The sequence below is a fragment of the Peribacillus sp. RS7 genome, assembly GCF_041956845.1.
Taxonomy (GTDB): domain Bacteria; phylum Bacillota; class Bacilli; order Bacillales; family DSM-1321; genus Peribacillus.
In genome coordinates, this window is record NZ_CP168135.1 from 3,745,635 (window position 1) to 3,764,328 (window position 18,694).

General features: G+C 41.2%; 19 protein-coding genes. All 19 read left to right on the forward strand.

Going from position 1 to position 18,694, the window contains the following annotated elements; all coding sequences use genetic code 11:
- Positions 1-27: 27 nt before the first annotated feature.
- The 19 genes from ACDZ29_RS18820 (at position 28) to codY (ending at position 18,463) form a co-directional block, all read left to right on the forward strand.
- Positions 28-414 carry a YlqD family protein gene (locus tag ACDZ29_RS18820; RefSeq protein ID WP_230158129.1) on the forward strand — a complete coding sequence of 129 codons (387 nt, stop codon included), beginning with the start codon at positions 28-30 and terminating at the stop codon, positions 412-414.
- 10 nt (positions 415-424) lie between these two features.
- Positions 425-943: a ribosome maturation factor RimM gene (gene rimM, locus ACDZ29_RS18825; protein ID WP_289335946.1), complete on the forward strand. Its 519-nt coding sequence runs from the start codon at positions 425-427 to the stop codon at positions 941-943.
- Positions 943-1,677 carry a tRNA (guanosine(37)-N1)-methyltransferase TrmD gene (gene trmD, locus ACDZ29_RS18830; RefSeq protein ID WP_289324369.1) on the forward strand — a complete coding sequence of 245 codons (735 nt, stop codon included), beginning with the start codon at positions 943-945 and terminating at the stop codon, positions 1,675-1,677. The genes rimM and trmD overlap by 1 nt, the downstream gene beginning before the upstream one ends.
- Positions 1,678-1,807: 130 nt before the next feature.
- Positions 1,808-2,155: a 50S ribosomal protein L19 gene (rplS, locus tag ACDZ29_RS18835; protein ID WP_034313702.1), complete on the forward strand. Its 348-nt coding sequence runs from the start codon at positions 1,808-1,810 to the stop codon at positions 2,153-2,155.
- A 220-nt stretch (positions 2,156-2,375) separates the two neighbouring features.
- A complete protein-coding gene (gene lepB, locus ACDZ29_RS18840) occupies positions 2,376-2,936 on the forward strand; it encodes a signal peptidase I (protein WP_289317178.1) in 561 nt (186 codons plus the stop codon).
- A 17-nt stretch (positions 2,937-2,953) separates the two neighbouring features.
- On the forward strand, positions 2,954-3,826 hold the full coding sequence (gene ylqF, locus ACDZ29_RS18845; protein WP_289317177.1) for a ribosome biogenesis GTPase YlqF: 873 nt from the start codon (positions 2,954-2,956) through the stop codon (positions 3,824-3,826).
- A gap of 187 nt (positions 3,827-4,013) precedes the next feature.
- Positions 4,014-4,799 carry a ribonuclease HII gene (locus ACDZ29_RS18850; RefSeq protein WP_289324370.1) on the forward strand — a complete coding sequence of 262 codons (786 nt, stop codon included), beginning with the start codon at positions 4,014-4,016 and terminating at the stop codon, positions 4,797-4,799.
- A gap of 13 nt (positions 4,800-4,812) precedes the next feature.
- Positions 4,813-5,232 (forward strand): hypothetical protein, encoded by a 420-nt coding sequence (locus ACDZ29_RS18855; RefSeq protein ID WP_375088338.1) that lies wholly within the window; start codon positions 4,813-4,815, stop codon positions 5,230-5,232.
- A complete protein-coding gene (locus ACDZ29_RS18860; protein WP_375088339.1) occupies positions 5,123-6,736 on the forward strand; it encodes a hypothetical protein in 1,614 nt (537 codons plus the stop codon). The genes ACDZ29_RS18855 and ACDZ29_RS18860 overlap by 110 nt, the downstream gene beginning before the upstream one ends.
- Positions 6,733-7,005 (forward strand): EscU/YscU/HrcU family type III secretion system export apparatus switch protein, encoded by a 273-nt coding sequence (locus ACDZ29_RS18865; RefSeq protein ID WP_375088340.1) that lies wholly within the window; start codon positions 6,733-6,735, stop codon positions 7,003-7,005. The genes ACDZ29_RS18860 and ACDZ29_RS18865 overlap by 4 nt, the downstream gene beginning before the upstream one ends.
- Positions 7,006-7,493: 488 nt before the next feature.
- The gene (sucC, locus tag ACDZ29_RS18870) at positions 7,494-8,654 is read left to right on the forward strand and encodes an ADP-forming succinate--CoA ligase subunit beta (RefSeq protein ID WP_375088341.1); all 1,161 of its coding nucleotides are present in this window, start codon (positions 7,494-7,496) and stop codon (positions 8,652-8,654) included.
- Between the two features lie 18 nt (positions 8,655-8,672).
- Positions 8,673-9,575: a succinate--CoA ligase subunit alpha gene (gene sucD, locus ACDZ29_RS18875; protein WP_289324375.1), complete on the forward strand. Its 903-nt coding sequence runs from the start codon at positions 8,673-8,675 to the stop codon at positions 9,573-9,575.
- 132 nt (positions 9,576-9,707) lie between these two features.
- Positions 9,708-10,574: a DNA-processing protein DprA gene (gene dprA / locus ACDZ29_RS18880; RefSeq protein ID WP_375088342.1), complete on the forward strand. Its 867-nt coding sequence runs from the start codon at positions 9,708-9,710 to the stop codon at positions 10,572-10,574.
- Positions 10,575-10,840: 266 nt separating this feature from the next.
- Positions 10,841-12,916: a type I DNA topoisomerase gene (gene topA, locus ACDZ29_RS18885; RefSeq protein WP_370014395.1), complete on the forward strand. Its 2,076-nt coding sequence runs from the start codon at positions 10,841-10,843 to the stop codon at positions 12,914-12,916.
- A 421-nt stretch (positions 12,917-13,337) separates the two neighbouring features.
- Positions 13,338-14,645 carry an FADH(2)-oxidizing methylenetetrahydrofolate--tRNA-(uracil(54)-C(5))-methyltransferase TrmFO gene (trmFO, locus tag ACDZ29_RS18890; RefSeq protein WP_289317168.1) on the forward strand — a complete coding sequence of 436 codons (1,308 nt, stop codon included), beginning with the start codon at positions 13,338-13,340 and terminating at the stop codon, positions 14,643-14,645.
- 59 nt (positions 14,646-14,704) lie between these two features.
- A complete protein-coding gene (gene xerC, locus ACDZ29_RS18895) occupies positions 14,705-15,607 on the forward strand; it encodes a tyrosine recombinase XerC (RefSeq protein WP_289324379.1) in 903 nt (300 codons plus the stop codon).
- Between the two features lie 20 nt (positions 15,608-15,627).
- Positions 15,628-16,155: an HslVU peptidase proteolytic subunit gene (gene hslV, locus ACDZ29_RS18900; protein WP_289324380.1), complete on the forward strand. Its 528-nt coding sequence runs from the start codon at positions 15,628-15,630 to the stop codon at positions 16,153-16,155.
- Positions 16,156-16,167: 12 nt separating this feature from the next.
- The gene (gene hslU / locus ACDZ29_RS18905; RefSeq protein ID WP_289324381.1) at positions 16,168-17,577 is read left to right on the forward strand and encodes an HslU--HslV peptidase ATPase subunit; all 1,410 of its coding nucleotides are present in this window, start codon (positions 16,168-16,170) and stop codon (positions 17,575-17,577) included.
- A 106-nt stretch (positions 17,578-17,683) separates the two neighbouring features.
- The gene (gene codY, locus ACDZ29_RS18910; RefSeq protein ID WP_053345318.1) at positions 17,684-18,463 is read left to right on the forward strand and encodes a GTP-sensing pleiotropic transcriptional regulator CodY; all 780 of its coding nucleotides are present in this window, start codon (positions 17,684-17,686) and stop codon (positions 18,461-18,463) included.
- The last annotated feature ends 231 nt before the right edge of the window (positions 18,464-18,694 follow it).

Genomic DNA, 18,694 nt, shown 5'->3' on the forward strand with positions numbered 1-18,694 from the left:
AAATCATAGATAATAGGAGGTGCTGGAATGAAAATTCTCCAAAATGTAATCGTTAACCAAGTATTAACGGAATCCAGCAAGAATCAGCTCCTCGAGAAGTACAAGTCAAAACGCCTTCAGCTTCAAAAAGAGAGTGAACAGCTTCGCTTTGAACTGAAAAAGCTTGAAAAAACAAGAAATCTCCAGCCTGCCAGTCTCCGTGCTCATTTCGAAAAAGAAATAAACCAGAGGCAAGAAAAAATTAAACTGCTTGAATTCCAAATGGAGCAGTTGGAGATCCTTCCCACCGGAAGCGAATTGAAGGAACGGGAAGTTCAAAGTATCATTGATGTGGAAATTGGGGCAGATTGGGACGAAATCATGGCAACGAAGACCATTGTCATTAAAGATGGAATCGTCTCGGAAATTCGTTAGAGGTGAAAGAATGGAAAATTGGTTTAATGTAGGTAAAATTGTCAACACACATGGTCTTTTAGGAGAAGTCCGTGTTATTTCTTCAACAGACTTTCCTGAAAAACGATACAAAGTGGGAAATACACTGTATTTATTTAGGGACACGGAGAAAAAGCCTTTGCCGCTTGTCATCAGGTCGCACCGCACCCATAAAAACTTTAACCTATTGACGTTCGAGAACTATTATAACGTCGGACAGGTCGAGGCTTTTAGAAACGGGGTCCTGAAAGTCAAGGAAGCACAACTTGGTAAATTGGACGAAGGTGAGTTCTACTTCCATGAAATCATCGGCTGTTCGGTATTTACGGATGAAGGTATGGAAATTGGGGAAATCATTGAGGTTCTTACGCCTGGTGCCAATGATGTTTGGGTCATTAAGAAAGCTGGCAGTAAGGATATTTTGATCCCGTATATTGAACAAATTGTAAAAGAAGTAGATATTTCCGCTAAAAAGGTCATCATTACACCGATGGAAGGACTTTTAGACTGATGAAAATCGATGTGCTTTCGCTTTTTCCAGAAATGTTCGAAGGGGTATTCGGTTCGTCAATTTTAAAAAAAGCTGCAGAAAAGCAAGCTGTCAGCTATAAGGTGACCAATTTCCGAGATTATGCAGATAATAAGCATTCGACGGTAGACGATTATCCGTATGGCGGCGGTGCCGGAATGGTATTGAAGGCACAACCGATTTTTGATGCTGTGGAGGCTCTTAAAGGGCAAGCGGAGCTAACCCCAAGGGTGGTCCTGCTTTGCCCTCAGGGAGAGCGTTACACGCAGAAAAAAGCTGAAGAGTTTGCAAAAGAAGAACATCTCATTTTCATTTGCGGGCATTATGAAGGGTATGATGAGCGCATCCGGGAGCATGTCGTCACGGATGAAATATCGATTGGTGACTTTGTGCTTACAGGCGGGGAATTGGGTGCAATGGTCATTATTGACAGTGTTGTTCGCTTGCTTCCTGGCGTTCTGGGAAATGTTGACTCCCCGATTCTTGATTCCTATTCTTCTGGATTATTAGAGCATCCCCATTATACTAGACCTGCAGATTTCCGGGGAATGAAAGTTCCCGATCCGCTAATATCCGGAAATCATAAAAAAATCGATGAATGGCGGATGAAGGAATCTCTGCGTAGAACCTGGATGCGACGTCCGGATTTGCTCGATAGCTATGAACTATCGGAAGTTGAAAAAAAATTATTGTCCGAGATTAAAAAAGAAGACTGATGTCTATTGCATCGACGTTTATAGTATGATAGGATATACCTTGTGACTTGGGCAAAATGCTCAGTCTTATAACGATGTTCCGCTGCAAACAATAAGTATTTGCAAGAGCGTCCAGGAGGAGTTGAAATCGATGCAAAATCTTATTAACGAAATCACAAAAGAACAACTTCGCTCAGATCTTCCATCATTCAGACCTGGTGACACAGTACGTGTACACGTAAAGGTTATTGAAGGAACTCGCGAACGTATCCAGTTGTTTGAAGGCGTTGTAATCAAACGTCGTGGCGGCGGAGTTAGTGAAACTTTCACAGTACGTAAGATCTCTTACGGCGTTGGAGTAGAACGTGCTTTCCCTGTTCACACACCAAAAATTGCGAAACTAGAAGTTATCCGTCACGGTAAAGTACGTCGTGCGAAACTTTATTACCTACGCGAACTTCGTGGTAAAAAAGCACGTATTAAAGAAATTCGTCGTTAATTCTTCGAATATCTTCATGCGGGTTTACCATGATCCACATAAGGTGAATAACCAAACAGTATCATGCAAAAAGGGAGCTTGTTTATCAGGCTCCCTTTTTTGCACTTTAAGAAACCATCAATGCACAGATAAGGTAAAAACCATATAGAATCTTGCTCGCTATAGCGTCCGCAACATGTTAAAATAATTGTTGATATGCTTTCTAAAAGGGTGGGTAAGGATGGCGAAAAAGAAAAATGAATTGTGGGAATGGACAAAGGCGGTCATAATAGCGGTTATAGCTGCGACACTGATTCGTTATTTCCTCCTGGCTCCTATTGTTGTGGACGGTAATTCCATGATGCCGACATTAAAGGATACGGACCGCATGATCGTTAATAAAATCTCCTATTCGATTGGTGAACCGAAAAGATTCGACATTATCGTTTTCGAAGCTCCAGAAGGCAAGGATTACATAAAGCGGGTCATCGGATTGCCAGGGGAAAAAGTGGAATATAAAGATGATACTCTTTACGTGAATGGAAAAGCTTATTCTGAGCCATACTTGGATGAATATAAAAAACAATTGATTGATGGCGGGGCTTTGACGGAACCTTTTACATTAAGTGATGTCATAGAACAAGGAACGGTGCCTGAAGACCACCTATTCGTCTTAGGGGATAATCGTCGTTTCAGTAAGGACAGCCGCCATATTGGCGTTGGTGTTGTTCCTTACGATAAAGTGTTAGGAAAAACTAAATTAGTTTATTGGCCGATCGAAGACCTTCGATTGGCGGAATAGTAGGAAGGTGGATTCCATTGACAATACAGTGGTTCCCTGGCCATATGGCCAAAGCAAGACGGGAAGTAACAGAGAAATTAAAACTGATCGACATCATCTTTGAACTTGTGGATGCCCGGATTCCGGCATCTTCACGAAATCCGATGATCGATGAAATCATACAGCATAAACCGAGGGTTATCCTTTTGAATAAAGCTGATATGGCCGATCCTGTAAAAACGAATAAGTGGCTTGAATATTATAAATCGCAGGGAAAAACGGCAATAGCCATTAACTCACAGGCAGGAAACGGTTTAAACCAGATTACAACTGCTTCTAAAAAACTTTTAAAAGAGAAGTATGACCGGATGGAATCAAGAGGAATAAAACCGAGAGCGATCCGCGCCATGATAGTAGGTATTCCGAACGTAGGGAAATCAACTTTAATAAATCGACTTGCCAAAAAGAACATTGCCAAAACAGGGAATACACCTGGTGTCACGAAAGCACAGCAATGGATAAAAGTTGGTAAGGAATTGGAATTGCTGGACACGCCGGGGATTCTTTGGCCTAAATTCGAGGATCAGCAAGTAGGCTTGAAGCTTGCTTTGACAGGAGCGATCAAGGATACGATTTTAAACTTGCACGAAGTTTCGTTATACGGTCTTCGCTTTTTGGAAAAAGAATATCCGGATAGATTGAAATCCCGTTATAACTTGGATGCAATTCCTCAGGAAACGCTCGAACTATTCGATGCGGTCGGAAAGTTCAGGGGCTGTTTAGCATCTGGAGGCTTCATTGATTATGACAAAACCGCAGAGTTGGTCGTACGTGAAATCCGTTCAGAAAAGATGGGTCCGCTTACGTTTGAGGTCCCTAAGGATTATGAAGAAGATAATATCCCCGAATAACATTAAGTAGAATTTACAAGACATTGACCTGATTTTTGAAGACAGTCAGTGAAAAGGTTGATACGGAGCTGGAGTTGGATGTCGAAAAGGTTATTTCTTTTTGATGTCTCTTTTCCACTCCGTATTTTTGTTTGAACTGTAGAAGGAAAGCAAGACTGCCGATAATTAATATGATGGGTGATAGATGATGAAAACTGCAATGAGCATTAAGGAAATCTCCTCAAAGTTAAAGACAATAAGTGAGCCTGGAGATTTATTTTTACAGGAATGCCGGGAGGACAGCCGAAAGGGTGTAACCGACTTAGTGAGCAAATGGCAAAGAGCCTATGAAAAAGAACAACAGGTAAAGGATGCTTTCACGGAAATGACGGAGTTTGAGCGGCAATTGCGAAAACAGGGGTTTTCCATTCTTGCTGGTATCGATGAAGTAGGGAGAGGGCCGCTGGCAGGACCAGTTGTGACGAGTGCAGTCATCTTGCCGGAATCTTTTTATTTGCCAGGGCTGAATGATTCTAAAAAGATTCCAGAGTCAAAAAGGGAACTGTTTTATGAAATGATTTTTAAGGAAGCACTATCCATAGGTATAGGTGTTGTACATAGCGAAGTAATTGATGAAATCAATATATACCAAGCTACGAAAAAAGCGATGGTGGCCGCAGTGAACGATCTTTCAGAACTTCCTGATCATTTGTTGGTCGATGCGATGGAACTGGATGTGCCGATTCCGCAGCTTTCACTCATAAAGGGGGACGCAAGAAGCATTACCATCTCTGCGGCCTCCATTATCGCGAAAGTGACTCGTGATAGGATGATGAAGGAATATGGTGAAAAATATCCGGAATATGGTTTCGACAAGCACATGGGTTATGGGACAAGCCAACATTTAGAAGCGCTCGACAAGCACGGGCTTACACCTTGGCATAGAAGAAGTTTTGCACCAGTAAAGGAAATCGCTGCACGAACGAAGGACTAAGGGAGGATGAGTGATGCAATCCATAACAAGCGGTCAAACCGTATCTTCACCCGTTGAAATGCATGGAACTGCAAGTTTGAAAAACGGGCAAATCCTTTTCGGCAAAGTGAATAAGGTTTCTCCTAACCAGACGGCCGAGGTACAGATTGGCCATCAAAAAATGATTGCCACTCTCGATATCCCGCTTCGGACAGGTGAAAGGTATTGGTTTCAAGTACAGCAGCCAAATGAGGGGAAGGTCGTGTTAAAAGCGTTAGATCCCCTGAATTTGAACTATTCCAGCTTAAAGGGAACAGCTTGCACAATTAACCGCTCATCTCGGCATGACGCACGAACCGGCCGCAGCGAAGCTTGCCGAATATCTCCTGAAAAATCGTCTCCCGATAACCAAGGAAACTTTTCAGTCCGCTTTGCAATGGCTAAAAGCTGCTGATGCTGAAGAAGTTGGTCTGCCAGTCATAAAAACAATGTTCGTTCAGCAATTGCCTTTTGTAAAAGAAGTATTTTATGCATTATTTGCACAGGCTAAAGGCGAACCTTTCCACAAACTGCTCAGTGGCCTTAAACAGCTACTGCAGGGTTGGGGTTCGGAAACGAGGACGGCTGTCAAGCTTATGGAGGTATTGGATTCCTTGCATGTTGCCAGAAAGAACCAGCTACAACAAATCGGTTTGCAAAAGCTAGTTACCGCTTGGCTGGATTCCGATTCAACACCCGTAATGAAATCCGGCGCATTTTCCCTGCTTCAAAAAACGGGTTTTGTTCCAAAGGGAATAACGGAATCTGTTTTTCTGGAGGATTTAATTTATGGAGCTGAGGCGAGGTCCAGTATTCCGGAAAATTCAGCGATTGAAAAATTACACCAAGGATTGCAATTGCTTTCCAAGGTGAAAATCGGAGCATTTGGTAAAGTTGAAGATATAGAATTGAATATAAATCGCATATTGAACGGACTTGATCATGAAGGGGCAAAAATGAGACCTGATATCCAATCGATTCAGAAAATAAACATTTCTGGAGAAAAACTTTCTCTTCTTGCCTTTCGTTTGCTTGAGAGTACTTTTACAGAAGCAACGGCAGAAATAAAGGGAGTAGGCGGAAAAATAGTAGTGGATGACCTTTTAGGCTATTTGAATAAGGATACAGAGCAGGTGGTTAAGTCGAAGGGTATGGTGGCTGAATTGCTTTTTCAGTCGCTTAAACAGCTTCCTGAGGCTCTATCCGTCATGGGTAATGAGAAACTGGCCCTTGCACATGTATTGGATGCTGAGTTTCAAACAATCGATTTCACAAATGGGCCATCAGTTGCACACCAACTTAAAGAATGGACCAAGATCCTTGGTCTTCAGCTGGAACATGCACTCATTAATCGTTCTGGAGATGATATGTCGGAGTTCTCGAAGGATTTAGAGACACTTAAACCACTGCTGCTTAAATTACTGAATGAGCAAATTCCGGGAGCCATAAAGGAGATGGCAGAACAAATCCTTAATCGGATTACTGCTCAACAGATCCTTTCACAGGAAAATGGGCCGATTCAGAATTTGCTCCTTACACTTCCGCTTAATCTGGGATCTACACAAACGGACCTAACATTACAATGGAGCGGAAGGAAAACAAAAGATGGCAAGATAGACCCGAATTACTGCCGAGTCCTATTTTATTTAGAACTAGAACGCCTTAAAGAGGTGGTCATCGACATGCAGGTTCAAAATCGAATCATAAAAGTGACTGTCATTAATGGGTATGGTGCAGTCCTTGAAAAGGCAGCTGATCAATATCTAGACCTCCTGAGAGAGAATCTGGAAAAAATGGATTACAAATTATCAGGGGTTTCCTTTGTAAACCCCGTGAATGGAAAAGAGAGGGACAAGGGTTTGAAATCCGTTCCTTTTTCAGAAACAGGTCCATATAGTGGAGTGGATATTCGAATATGAAAAATGATAGACGAAAAGAAGCGATTGCTTTAAAGTATGATCAAACGACAACAAAGGCTCCCGTCATATTGGCGAAGGGGAAAGGTAAAACGGCTGAAAATATTCTGGAAAAGGCTATGAAACTGGATATACCGGTCCAAAAGGACGGAGCGCTTGCTGCACTTTTAGGTCAATTAGATATAAATCAAACAATTCCCGAAGAATTGTACGGAGCTGTTGCTGAGGTATTTGCATTCATTTATAAAGTTGACAAGGACATGAATCGGTAGGAGACTGATTATTTAATTTCACTAAAGAGATTCATGTTGGTTCATGTAGAATTTTAGGGAAAACAATAACGAATTTTCATTATATTAAAAAAATACTAAACTATCAGCAAAAGGACAAAGCCACAGCTTTGTCCTTTTGCTTTTCCTATGAATCAACACAATGGAAACCCAAATTTTTCATGAAAGGATGTCTGGATTAAAATGGCGATAAAGGCTTTGATAGGAGGTGTTTTTACTAGTCTTATAACTGGAATGGCTTTTGTTGTAATAGAAGTTCAGAAACAAAATAGATGATTTTTCATAAGAAAAAACACAACGGCGAAGAAAGTTTTTTCCACTTTATACAAGGTTGTGGAAGTATATTATAATAATATTTTAAAAATTATGTGAAAGAAAATTATGCACGAAGGAGAATTTTGTTGTAATATAGTAGAGAAATCGCGCATTAAATTTCAAAGTTGTTTTTTAGTAGATAAGGAGGATGGGAAATGAATATCCATGAGTATCAGGGGAAAGAGATATTGCGACAATACGGGGTATCCGTTCCAAATGGCCGGGTTGCCTTTACTGTTGATGAAGCAGTGGAAGCAGCGAAGGAGTTAGGTACGGAAGTTGTTGTCGTCAAAGCTCAAATTCATGCGGGCGGCCGCGGGAAAGCCGGCGGAGTTAAGGTAGCGAAGAACCTTGATGAAGCGCGTACATATGCAGAAGAGATTCTTGGTAAGACGCTGGTGACCCATCAAACAGGACCTGCAGGCAAGGAAGTTAAGCGTTTACTTATTGAAGAAGGCTGCGACATTACGAAGGAATATTATATCGGGCTGGTCCTTGACCGTGCTACGAACAGTGTCGTATTGATGGCTTCTGAAGAAGGCGGAACGGAAATTGAGGAAGTGGCTGAAAAGACACCAGAGAAAATTTTCAAAGAAGTAATCGATCCGGTTGTCGGCCTGACTGGCTTCCAGGCACGTAGGATTGCATTCAATATCAATATTCCGGTTTCACTTATAAATAAAGCTTCCAAGCTTATGGTTAACTTATATACAGCTTTCGTTGAAAAAGATTGCTCAATCGCTGAAATCAACCCATTAGTGGTAACGGGCGATGGTAATGTAATGGCGCTGGATGCTAAATTGAATTTCGATGATAATGCCATTTACCGCCATAAAGACATCGCGGAGTACCGTGATTTGGATGAAGAGGATGCGAAAGAGATTGAAGCATCAAAACATGGCCTAAGTTACATATCGCTTGACGGAAATATCGGATGCATGGTTAATGGTGCAGGACTTGCTATGGCAACGATGGACATCATTAAACATTATATGGGAGACCCGGCTAACTTCCTTGACGTTGGTGGCGGCGCTACTGAGGAAAAAGTAAAAGAGGCTTTCAAAATCATCCTATCCGATCAAAATGTTAAAGGCATCTTCGTTAACATCTTCGGAGGAATCATGAAATGTGACATCATCGCTGCAGGCGTAGTATCTGCTGCTAAAGAGCTTGGCCTGGATGTCCCTCTTGTTGTTCGTCTTGAAGGAACGAATGTGGACCTTGGTAAAAAGATTCTAAAAGAGTCAGGTTTAAATATTACGGCTGCTGAATCAATGGCAGATGGAGCACAAAAAATAGTATCACTTGTAGGATAATAGGCAGGGGGGAACATTATGAGCGTTTATATTAATAAAGATACGAAAGTGATCGTTCAGGGAATCACTGGTTCAACAGCATTATTTCATACAAAACAAATGTTGGAATACGGCACGAAAATCGTTGGAGGCGTCACTCCGGGTAAAGGCGGAACAGAAGCGGAAGGGGTACCTGTATTCAATACAGTTTCCGAAGCTGTCAATGAAACCGGAGCGAATGCATCGGTTATCTATGTACCGGCTCCATTTGCTGCCGATGCGATTCTAGAAGCCGTTGACGCAGAACTTGATCTTGTTATTTGTATAACTGAACATATTCCTGTCCTGGATATGGTCAAGGTGAAGCGATACATGGAAGGTAAAAAAACTCGCTTGATCGGACCTAACTGCCCGGGTGTCATTAGTCCGGAAGAGTGTAAGATTGGTATCATGCCAGGATATATCCACAAAAAAGGCCATGTAGGTGTAGTTTCACGTTCTGGAACTTTAACGTACGAAGCCGTTCACCAATTATCGCAAGCAGGAATTGGGCAATCATCGGCTGTCGGTATCGGTGGGGATCCCGTTAATGGAACCGACTTCATCGATGTACTGAAAGCGTTCAATGAAGATCCGGAAACACATGCGGTGATCATGATCGGGGAAATCGGCGGAACGGCAGAAGAAGAAGCAGCTATCTGGGTGAAAGAAAATATGACTAAGCCAGTTGTTGGTTTCATTGGTGGCCGTACGGCTCCAGCCGGTAAACGCATGGGACATGCTGGTGCCATTATCTCTGGAGGAAAAGGGACAGCTGACGAGAAAATCCGCGTAATGAACGAATGTGGAATTAAAGTTGCTGAGACTCCATCCGTAATGGGTGAAACTTTGATTTCCGTTCTAAAAGAAAAAGATATTTACGAACCTTGTAAAACCCATTGATTTAAGTTGGGCCGACCTGTTTTTTTGGGTCGGTCTTTATTTCCCTCCAATATCCTCGGTAAACACATTTCGTTTACCCAGTCCATCACAATCAACCTACTTTTAAAAATATCCGATTAGGGGCGTTTCCAATTGAATAAAATTGAAAAGTTAATCCATCTCCATCATTGTCGCGGAGCAGGATGGAAAACAATCCAAAAAATCATGTTCAATGACCCATCACTATCTTCCCTCTTTACAACAAACCACATTGAATGGGTGAAAATGCTTCCTATCCCTTCAAATAAGCTCAACCTTTTTCTCAAAGATTTATATTCACTCAATGTCATCGATAAACTTAAACTTTACGAAGATAGTCAAATTCATTGTTTGACCATCTTCGATGATGATTACCCATTTTTGCTGAAGCAAATATTCGATCCTCCGTGGGTTCTTTATTTTAAGGGCGATAAGAAGCTTCTAGCGAGGAGGAATACCTTAGGTGTTGTTGGGACACGTAAGCCAACCTCGTATGGACTGGGGGCCTTAAAAACGATTCTGTTACCCCTTGTAAAGAAAGAATTCGTGATCATAAGTGGGGTGGCGGCAGGAATCGACGCAGAGTCACATAAGATAACTTTGGAGGAAGGCGGAGATACGATTGGGGTTTTAGGAGGAGGGCTTTTGCAAATATATCCTAAATCCAATATTTCCCTTGCTGAGGAAATCAGCGATAGAGGGTTACTTATATCTGAGACTCCACCGGAAATGATAGCGAAACCCTGGATGTTTCCGCTTAGGAATCGAATCATCAGTGGATTATCACAGGGCGTATTCGTAGTCGAGGCAAAAGAAAAAAGCGGTTCCCTCATTACGGCACAAGCTGCTTTGGAACACGGCAGGGAGGTATTTGCGCTTCCTGGTAACGTAACGAGTCCCGAATCACTAGGGACCAATCAATTGATTCAGGATGGTGCAAAACTTGTTTTGAGTTCTAAGCAGATTGAAGAAGAATTTTGAACGATATAATATAGAAGATAGACGGAGAATCAAATGAAAAAAATAGAAAAATAAGGTATTCTTTTAGTGAGATGGGTTGAAATATTAGACAAAAAGGTTGAAAATATTGTAAAACTGTTATAAGTTTTGCAAATGCACCTCTTGTCAAATTCCCTATAAATAAATAAATCAGCATGCTTTGAAAAGTAAAGAGGTGTTGACAAATGATTTTTGAATGATTAATAATAGTGAAGATTTATATTACCTCTTTGAGGAGGATTTATTGGATGTCAGAATACTTAGTGATTGTGGAATCGCCCGCAAAGGCGAAAACAATAGAACGTTACTTGGGAAAAAAATATAAAGTAAAGGCTTCCATGGGGCATGTGCGCGATTTGCCTAAAAGTCAAATGGGTGTCGATGTTGAACATGAATATGAACCTAAATATATAACTATCCGCGGCAAAGGCCCGGTTTTAAAAGAATTGAAAACCGCTGCAAAAAAAGCGAAAAAAATCTATCTCGCGGCTGACCCCGACAGAGAAGGGGAAGCCATTGCCTGGCATTTGGCTCACAGTCTCGATGTTGACATTAATTCAGATTGCCGCGTGGTATTCAACGAGATCACGAAAGAGGCAATCAAAGAATCATTTAAATCACCGAGGCCAATAAATATGAAATTGGTTGATGCCCAGCAGGCAAGAAGGGTCTTGGATCGTTTGGTCGGATACAATATCAGCCCGCTTTTATGGAAAAAAGTGAAAAAAGGCTTAAGTGCAGGCCGGGTCCAATCGGTCGCTGTACGGATGATCATAGACCGGGAGAAAGAGATCAAAGATTTTATCCCAGAGGAGTATTGGACAATCAAGGCGGATTTTGTAAAAGGAAAAGAACAGTTTGAAGGTTCCTTTTTCAGCCTGGGTGGCGAGCGGAAGGAATTAAATACAGAAGAGGATGTAAAAAAAGTACTCGCTTCTTTAAATGGTGGCGAATTTACGATAGGGGCTGTGGCTAAAAAGGAAAGAAGACGTAATCCGGCTGCACCTTTTACAACTTCTTCCCTGCAACAAGAAGCGGCTCGTAAATTAAATTTCCGTGCAAAGAAAACCATGATGCTCGCTCAGCAGCTTTATGAGGGAATCGAGCTTGGAAAGGAAGGTACAGTCGGGTTAATCACTTATATGAGAACCGATTCGACCCGGATTTCCGATGTTGCGAAACAGGAAGCCCATACCTTCATTCAAAATAGTTACGGAGAAGAATATGTTCAGGTTGAACAGCGCAAGGAGAAAAAACAGACTAATGCTCAGGACGCCCATGAAGCGGTTAGACCAACAAGCACATTGCGTGAACCGGGTATAGTCAAGGAGTTCTTATCCAGAGATCAATTCCGTCTTTATAAATTGATTTGGGAACGATTCGTTTCTAGTCAAATGTCTTCGGCGGTCATGGATACAATGAGCATCGACCTGCATAACGGGGATGTCATCTTCAGGGCCAATGGTTCAAAAATTAAATTTCCGGGCTTCATGAAGGTATATGTTGAAGGGTCCGATGACTCAGTGGAAGAAAAGGAAAATGCTTTACCTGATGTGAAAAAAGGAGATGAATTCTTTTCAAAAGATGTCGAGCCGAAGCAGCATTTCACTCAGCCTCCGCCCCGATATACTGAAGCCCGTCTTGTCAAAACGCTAGAGGAACTGGGAATAGGCCGTCCTTCTACATATGCTCCTACCTTGGATACGATTCAAAAACGGGGCTATGTTACCTTGGATAATAAACGGTTCATCCCTACTGAGCTTGGTGAGATCGTTCTTGAATTAATACGTGAGTTCTTCCCGGATATTCTTGATGCAGAGTTCACTGCCAAGATGGAACAGGAGTTTGATAGCGTCGAAGAGGGCAGTATCGAATGGATAAAGGTCATCGATGAATTTTATAAAGAATTTGCCGTTCATTTGGCTAAAGCCGAAGTCGAAATGGAGAAAATAGAAATTAAAGATGAGCCTGCTGGTGAAGATTGCTTGGAATGCGGACATGAGATGGTCTATAAGATGGGGCGTTATGGAAAGTTCATGGCATGCAGTAATTTCCCGGATTGCCGTAACACAAAACCAATCGTTAAAGAAATCGGTGTCAAATGCCCGAAATGTAAAGAAGGAAACATCATTGAAAGGAAAAGTAAAAAACGCCGCATATTTTACGGGTGTGATACCTACCCTGGATGTGACTTCATTTCTTGGGATAAGCCGCTTCCGCGGAGTTGTCCAAAATGTGAAGGTACACTTGTTGAGAAAAAACTCAAAAAAGGCGTCCAGGTTCAGTGCATGGATTGTGATTTCAAAGAAACGCCTCAAGCATAGAAAAGACCGTGAATTCGTTTACTTTCCTTATTTACAAGTGAGAAATCCTAATATAAAGAAACTCGGCATCTGCCGAGTTTCTTTATGTTCGGGGAAGTGTGATATCATGATAATGAGTGGAATTACTTCTAAGAAGAAAATGGATAAAGCTTGAAACTTTTTTATTTGGGCCATGTGATGTAAAATTCAGTGGACAAGTATATTCTTTTAAAGATATAATTCCTATTTGCGTCCGTTATCCTTTTTAGAAAAGATGGATTGCAGGAAGAATGCCGGATTGCGGCATATGCTTTAAATTAATAACAGGAATGGGTATTTTGGGTATAAATACATAGATATCGTTAAAAATGAAACTTTTATGAAAGCAATTTTAATGATAAATGATCCTGTCTTATCATATCTATACATGGAGGTTCGAAAAATGAAAGAAACAAAAGTAAGTGTAATCGGTGCTGGGCTTGCTGGAAGTGAAGCGGCGTGGCAGTTAGCTAAAAGAGGAATTAAAGTCGATCTATACGAAATGCGCCCGGTAAAACAAACGCCAGCCCATCATACCGATAAATTCGCTGAACTTGTTTGTTCCAATTCACTTCGGGCAAATACGTTAACAAATGCAGTTGGTGTATTAAAAGAAGAAATGCGTATACTTGATTCGGTCATCATGTCCGCAGCAGATGCTTGCGCTGTGCCGGCTGGGGGTGCTTTAGCTGTTGATCGCCATGAATTTGCCGGACTAGTGACGGAAAAGGTCAAAAATCACCCAAATGTAACGGTCATTAATGAGGAAGTGACGGAAATTCCGGATGGTCCTACGGTCATTGCAACCGGTCCGCTTACAAGCCAGTCACTTTCGGACAGCTTAAAGCAAATCATGGATGAAGAATACTTGTATTTCTACGATGCTGCCGCTCCAATTCTTGAAAAAGACAGCATCAACATGGATAAAGTATATTTGAAATCCCGCTATGATAAAGGGGAAGCCGCTTATTTGAACTGTCCGATGACGGAAGAGGAGTTTGACCGCTTTTATGAAGCATTGATTGCCGCTGAAACAGTCCCACTTAAAGAATTTGAAAAAGAAATCTTTTTTGAAGGTTGCATGCCGATTGAAGTGATGGCCTCACGTGGGAAGAAAACGATGTTATTTGGTCCATTGAAGCCTGTTGGATTGGAAGATCCGAAAACAGGAAAACGCCCTTTTGCTGTAGTTCAATTGCGCCAAGATGATGCGGCAGGAACTCTCTACAACATTGTTGGTTTTCAGACACATTTGAAATGGGGGCCGCAAAAAGAAGTATTGCAGCTCATACCTGGATTGGAAAATGCGGAAATTGTACGTTATGGAGTTATGCATCGCAACACTTTCATAAACTCACCTAATGTTCTGAAGCCTACGTACCAATTCAAAAATCGGGATGATTTATTCTTTGCAGGTCAGATGACTGGCGTCGAAGGGTATGTAGAATCGGCAGCATCGGGACTAGTTGCAGGTATCAATGCTGCAAGGATCGTCCAGGGATTGGAGCCTACCATTTTCCCTGCTGAGACGACAATGGGCAGCATGGCAAGGTACATAACGTCGACAAATGGAAAGAGTTTTCAGCCGATGAATGCCAACTTTGGATTGCTTCCAGACCTTGAAGTGAGAATCAAATCCAAAAAAGAGCGTAACGAAACACATGCTAAACGCGCTTTGGACACAATTCAGAACTTTGTGAAAAATTTGTAAAATATTTGCCTGCTGTTTTAAAGTATGATACTATTTATTAGCCTTTGCGAGGTGTTTCCATGATTAATCAAAAAAAGGCATTATCATCCTTCATCGAATATTTACAAATTGAAAAAAACAGTTCACATTACACCATTGAAAATTACAAACGTGATATTCAAGAATTTTTCCTGTTCCTTAACGAACAGGGCATTGCCGATATCACGTCTGTTGAATATTTTGATGTCCGGTTGTTTTTAACGAATTTATATGAGAAAAAACTTTCTAAGCGCACTGTAGCCAGAAAGACTTCTTGCTTACGGAGCTTTTATAAATTTTTACTACGTGAAGGTGATGTGAAGGATAATCCTTTTTCTCTTGTTTCTTTACCTAAAAAGGATCAAAGACTGCCACGTTTTCTTTATGAGAAGGAAATGAAACTGTTGTTTTCTTCTTTAAAGAAAGATTCACCGATAGGAATAAGGAACAATGCATTATTGGAATTACTTTATGCGACAGGCATTCGCGTTAGTGAATGCTGTGAGATTAAACTGCAGGATATCGATCTTTCCTTAGGTACAGTACTGGTCCATGGAAAAGGAAAAAAAGATCGCTACGTTCCGGTTGGTAGATATGCTCAAGAAGCGATAGATTTATACATACGTACAGCCAGGATGGAAATGACTTCGTCTGACGCCAAGGCGCATGTTTATTTATTTGTTAATTTTCGTGGAGACCCTCTTACACCTAGGGGAGTTCGCTATATATTGAATGAATTGATTAAAAAGTCAGCCGCAGATGGAAGTCTTCATCCCCATATGCTAAGGCATTCCTTTGCTACACACCTATTGAATAATGGGGCGGACATTCGGACGGTACAGGAATTGCTTGGTCATTCTAAAATTTCATCAACGCAAGTGTATACGCATGTTACAAAAGACCAATTAAAAAAAGTCTACAATGCATCACATCCGCGGCCTTAAATGTTGAAAGGGGACACTTTATGACAACGATATTTGCAGTGCATCATAAAGGTGAATGTGCCATGTCCGGTGATGGGCAGGTTACTTTAGGAAATTCAGTAGTGATGAAGCATACCGCAAGGAAAGTAAGAAAAATCTTTAATGGTAATGTACTTGCAGGTTTTGCAGGTTCTGTTGCAGATGCATTCACTTTATTTGAGATGTTCGAAGCTAAACTTGAAGAGTATAATGGCAACCTTCAGCGTGCTGCCGTCGAAATGGCAAAACAATGGAGAAGTGACAATGTATTGAGAAAGCTCGAAGCCATGCTGGTCGTGATGGATAAGAACCATTTGCTGCTCGTTTCTGGTACCGGGGAAGTAATTGAACCGGATGACGGAATTCTCGCCATAGGATCGGGAGGGAATTATGCACTGGCTGCCGGCAGGGCATTAATGCGATTTTCCAGTGACCATTTATCGGCAAAGGAAATCGCAGAATCATCTTTACAAATTGCAGCGGAAATTTGTGTATTTACCAATACGAATATAATCGTGGAAGAGTTGTAAGGAGGAGCGCAAATGTCAAAAAAAGCTAATTTAACACCGAGGCAAATCGTTGAAAAACTGGATCAGTATATCGTAGGTCAGCGTGAAGCAAAACGGGCAGTGGCAGTGGCTCTTCGGAATCGCTACCGACGTTCCCTTCTCTCGGATCAACTTCGTGATGAAGTCGTTCCGAAGAACATATTAATGATTGGACCGACTGGCGTTGGGAAAACAGAAATAGCTCGGAGAATGGCTAAATTGGTAGGTGCTCCTTTTGTAAAAGTCGAAGCAACGAAATTTACGGAAGTCGGATATGTCGGCCGGGATGTAGAGTCCATGGTTCGTGATTTGGTGGAGACTTCCGTCCGCCTCGTGAAGGAAGAAAAGATGGCCAGCGTAAAGGAACGGGCTGAAGAAAATGCAAATAGACGTTTAATAGAGCTATTAGTGCCATCAACCAAAAAACAGAGTAATTTCAAGAATCCTCTTGAAGTCTTTTTTGGAGGCAATAACAATCAAGATGAACAGGATTCGGAAGAAAATTCCGAAGATTTAAGTTTGCAGGAAAAAAGAAAAATCGTCGCTGAAAAACTGACAAATGGTGAGTTAGAAAGTGAAATGATAACAGTCGAAGTGGAAGAACAGGCTGCTTCGATGTTTGATATGCTCCAAGGTTCGGGAATGGAACAAATGGGGATGAACATGCAGGACGCTTTAGGAAGCTTGATGCCAAAGAAAAGCAAGAAGCGCAAATTGAAGGTAAGTGAAGCGAGAATCGTTTTAACAAATGAAGAAGCGGCAAAATTGATTGATATGGATGAAGTAACGTCCGATGCAGTATACGGTGCTGAGCAAAATGGAATTATCTTCATTGATGAAATCGACAAAATTGCCAGTAAGAAGTCTGGAAGTTCATCCGCGGATGTATCAAGAGAAGGTGTCCAAAGGGATATCCTGCCAATTGTTGAGGGTTCGACAGTCGTGACTAAATATGGTTCAGTTAAAACGGATCATGTCTTATTCATTGCAGCAGGAGCCTTTCATATGGCTAAACCATCCGACCTTATCCCTGAATTACAAGGTAGATTTCCAATCCGTGTAGAATTGAACAAACTGACTGTAGACGACTTTGTACGGATTCTTCATGAACCGGATAATGCCTTGTTAAAACAATATGTTGCTTTATTAGAAACTGAAGGTATAGAAATTGAATTTTCTGACGATGCTGTTCGTAAGATAGCTGAAGTGGCCTTCGAAGTGAATCAAAACACAGACAATATTGGTGCAAGAAGACTTCATACCATTTTAGAACGGCTGCTGGAAGACTTATCGTTTGAAGCACCGGAAATTACGATGGAGAAGATTACAATTACGCCCCAATATGTCGAAGGTAAGCTTGGTTCTATCGCCCGGAACAAAGATTTAAGCCAGTTTATCCTTTAATTTAGAAACAATTGGCAATAATTTGCCTATGCAATGAACATAAAATTACGGAAATACAACTTCATAGTTATTGTGAACCATGGTATTTTTAGGAGGAACAAATCAAATGAACTTATTAGCAAAAACAAGAAAAATCAATGCAATGCTCCAAAAAGCAGCAGGTAAAGCAGTTAACTTCAAAGAAATGGCCGAAAGTTTAAGTGAAGTTATCGAAGCAAATGTTTTTGTCGTCAGCCGCCGCGGGAAATTACTAGGCATAGCGGTAAGTCAGCAAATCGAAAATGAACGCATGTACAAAATGTTGGAAGATAAACAATTCCCTGAAGTGTACACAAAAAACCTATTCAATATTCCCGAAACATCTTCCAATCTTGATATCGAAAGTGAATACACTGCTTTCCCAGTGGAAAACAAAGAGCTTTTCGCAACTGGTTTAACAACGATCGTACCGATTATGGGTGGGGGAGAGCGTTTAGGAACTCTGGTTCTTGCTCGATTACAAGAAAAATTTCACGATGACGATTTAATTTTGGCTGAGTATGGTGCGACTGTAGTAGGTATGGAAATCCTTCGTGAAAAATCAGAAGAGATAGAAGAAGAAGCTCGTAGTAAAGCTGTGGTTCAAATGGCAATTTCCTCGTTATCGTACAGCGAATTGGAAGCTATTGAGCACATTTTTGAAGAGCTTAAAGGTAATGAAGGTCTGCTTGTAGCATCAAAAATCGCAGACCGTGTAGGCATCACTCGTTCCGTAATCGTAAATGCGCTTAGGAAACTAGAGAGTGCAGGAGTCATTGAATCACGCTCCCTTGGGATGAAAGGTACTTATATCAAAGTATTGAATGATAAATTCCTTCTTGAATTAGAGAAGCTTAAAAATAATTAACATACAGAAAGGCAGCCCTTGAAAAAGGGCTGCCTTTTTTTGTGAGTTTTTTCCATGTGAAGCTGGCTAGGACAAGACAAACAAGCAAAAAGAGGTAATTCGAATTAAAGATCTTAAATGGAAATGCGAATAAAGCGTGTTTTTTACGAGGAGCTATAAATATAGTTAAATTTTTCTTTAAAAGGGTAATTATATTATTATAACTATTGAAATGATGAAAACTAAAAGTTG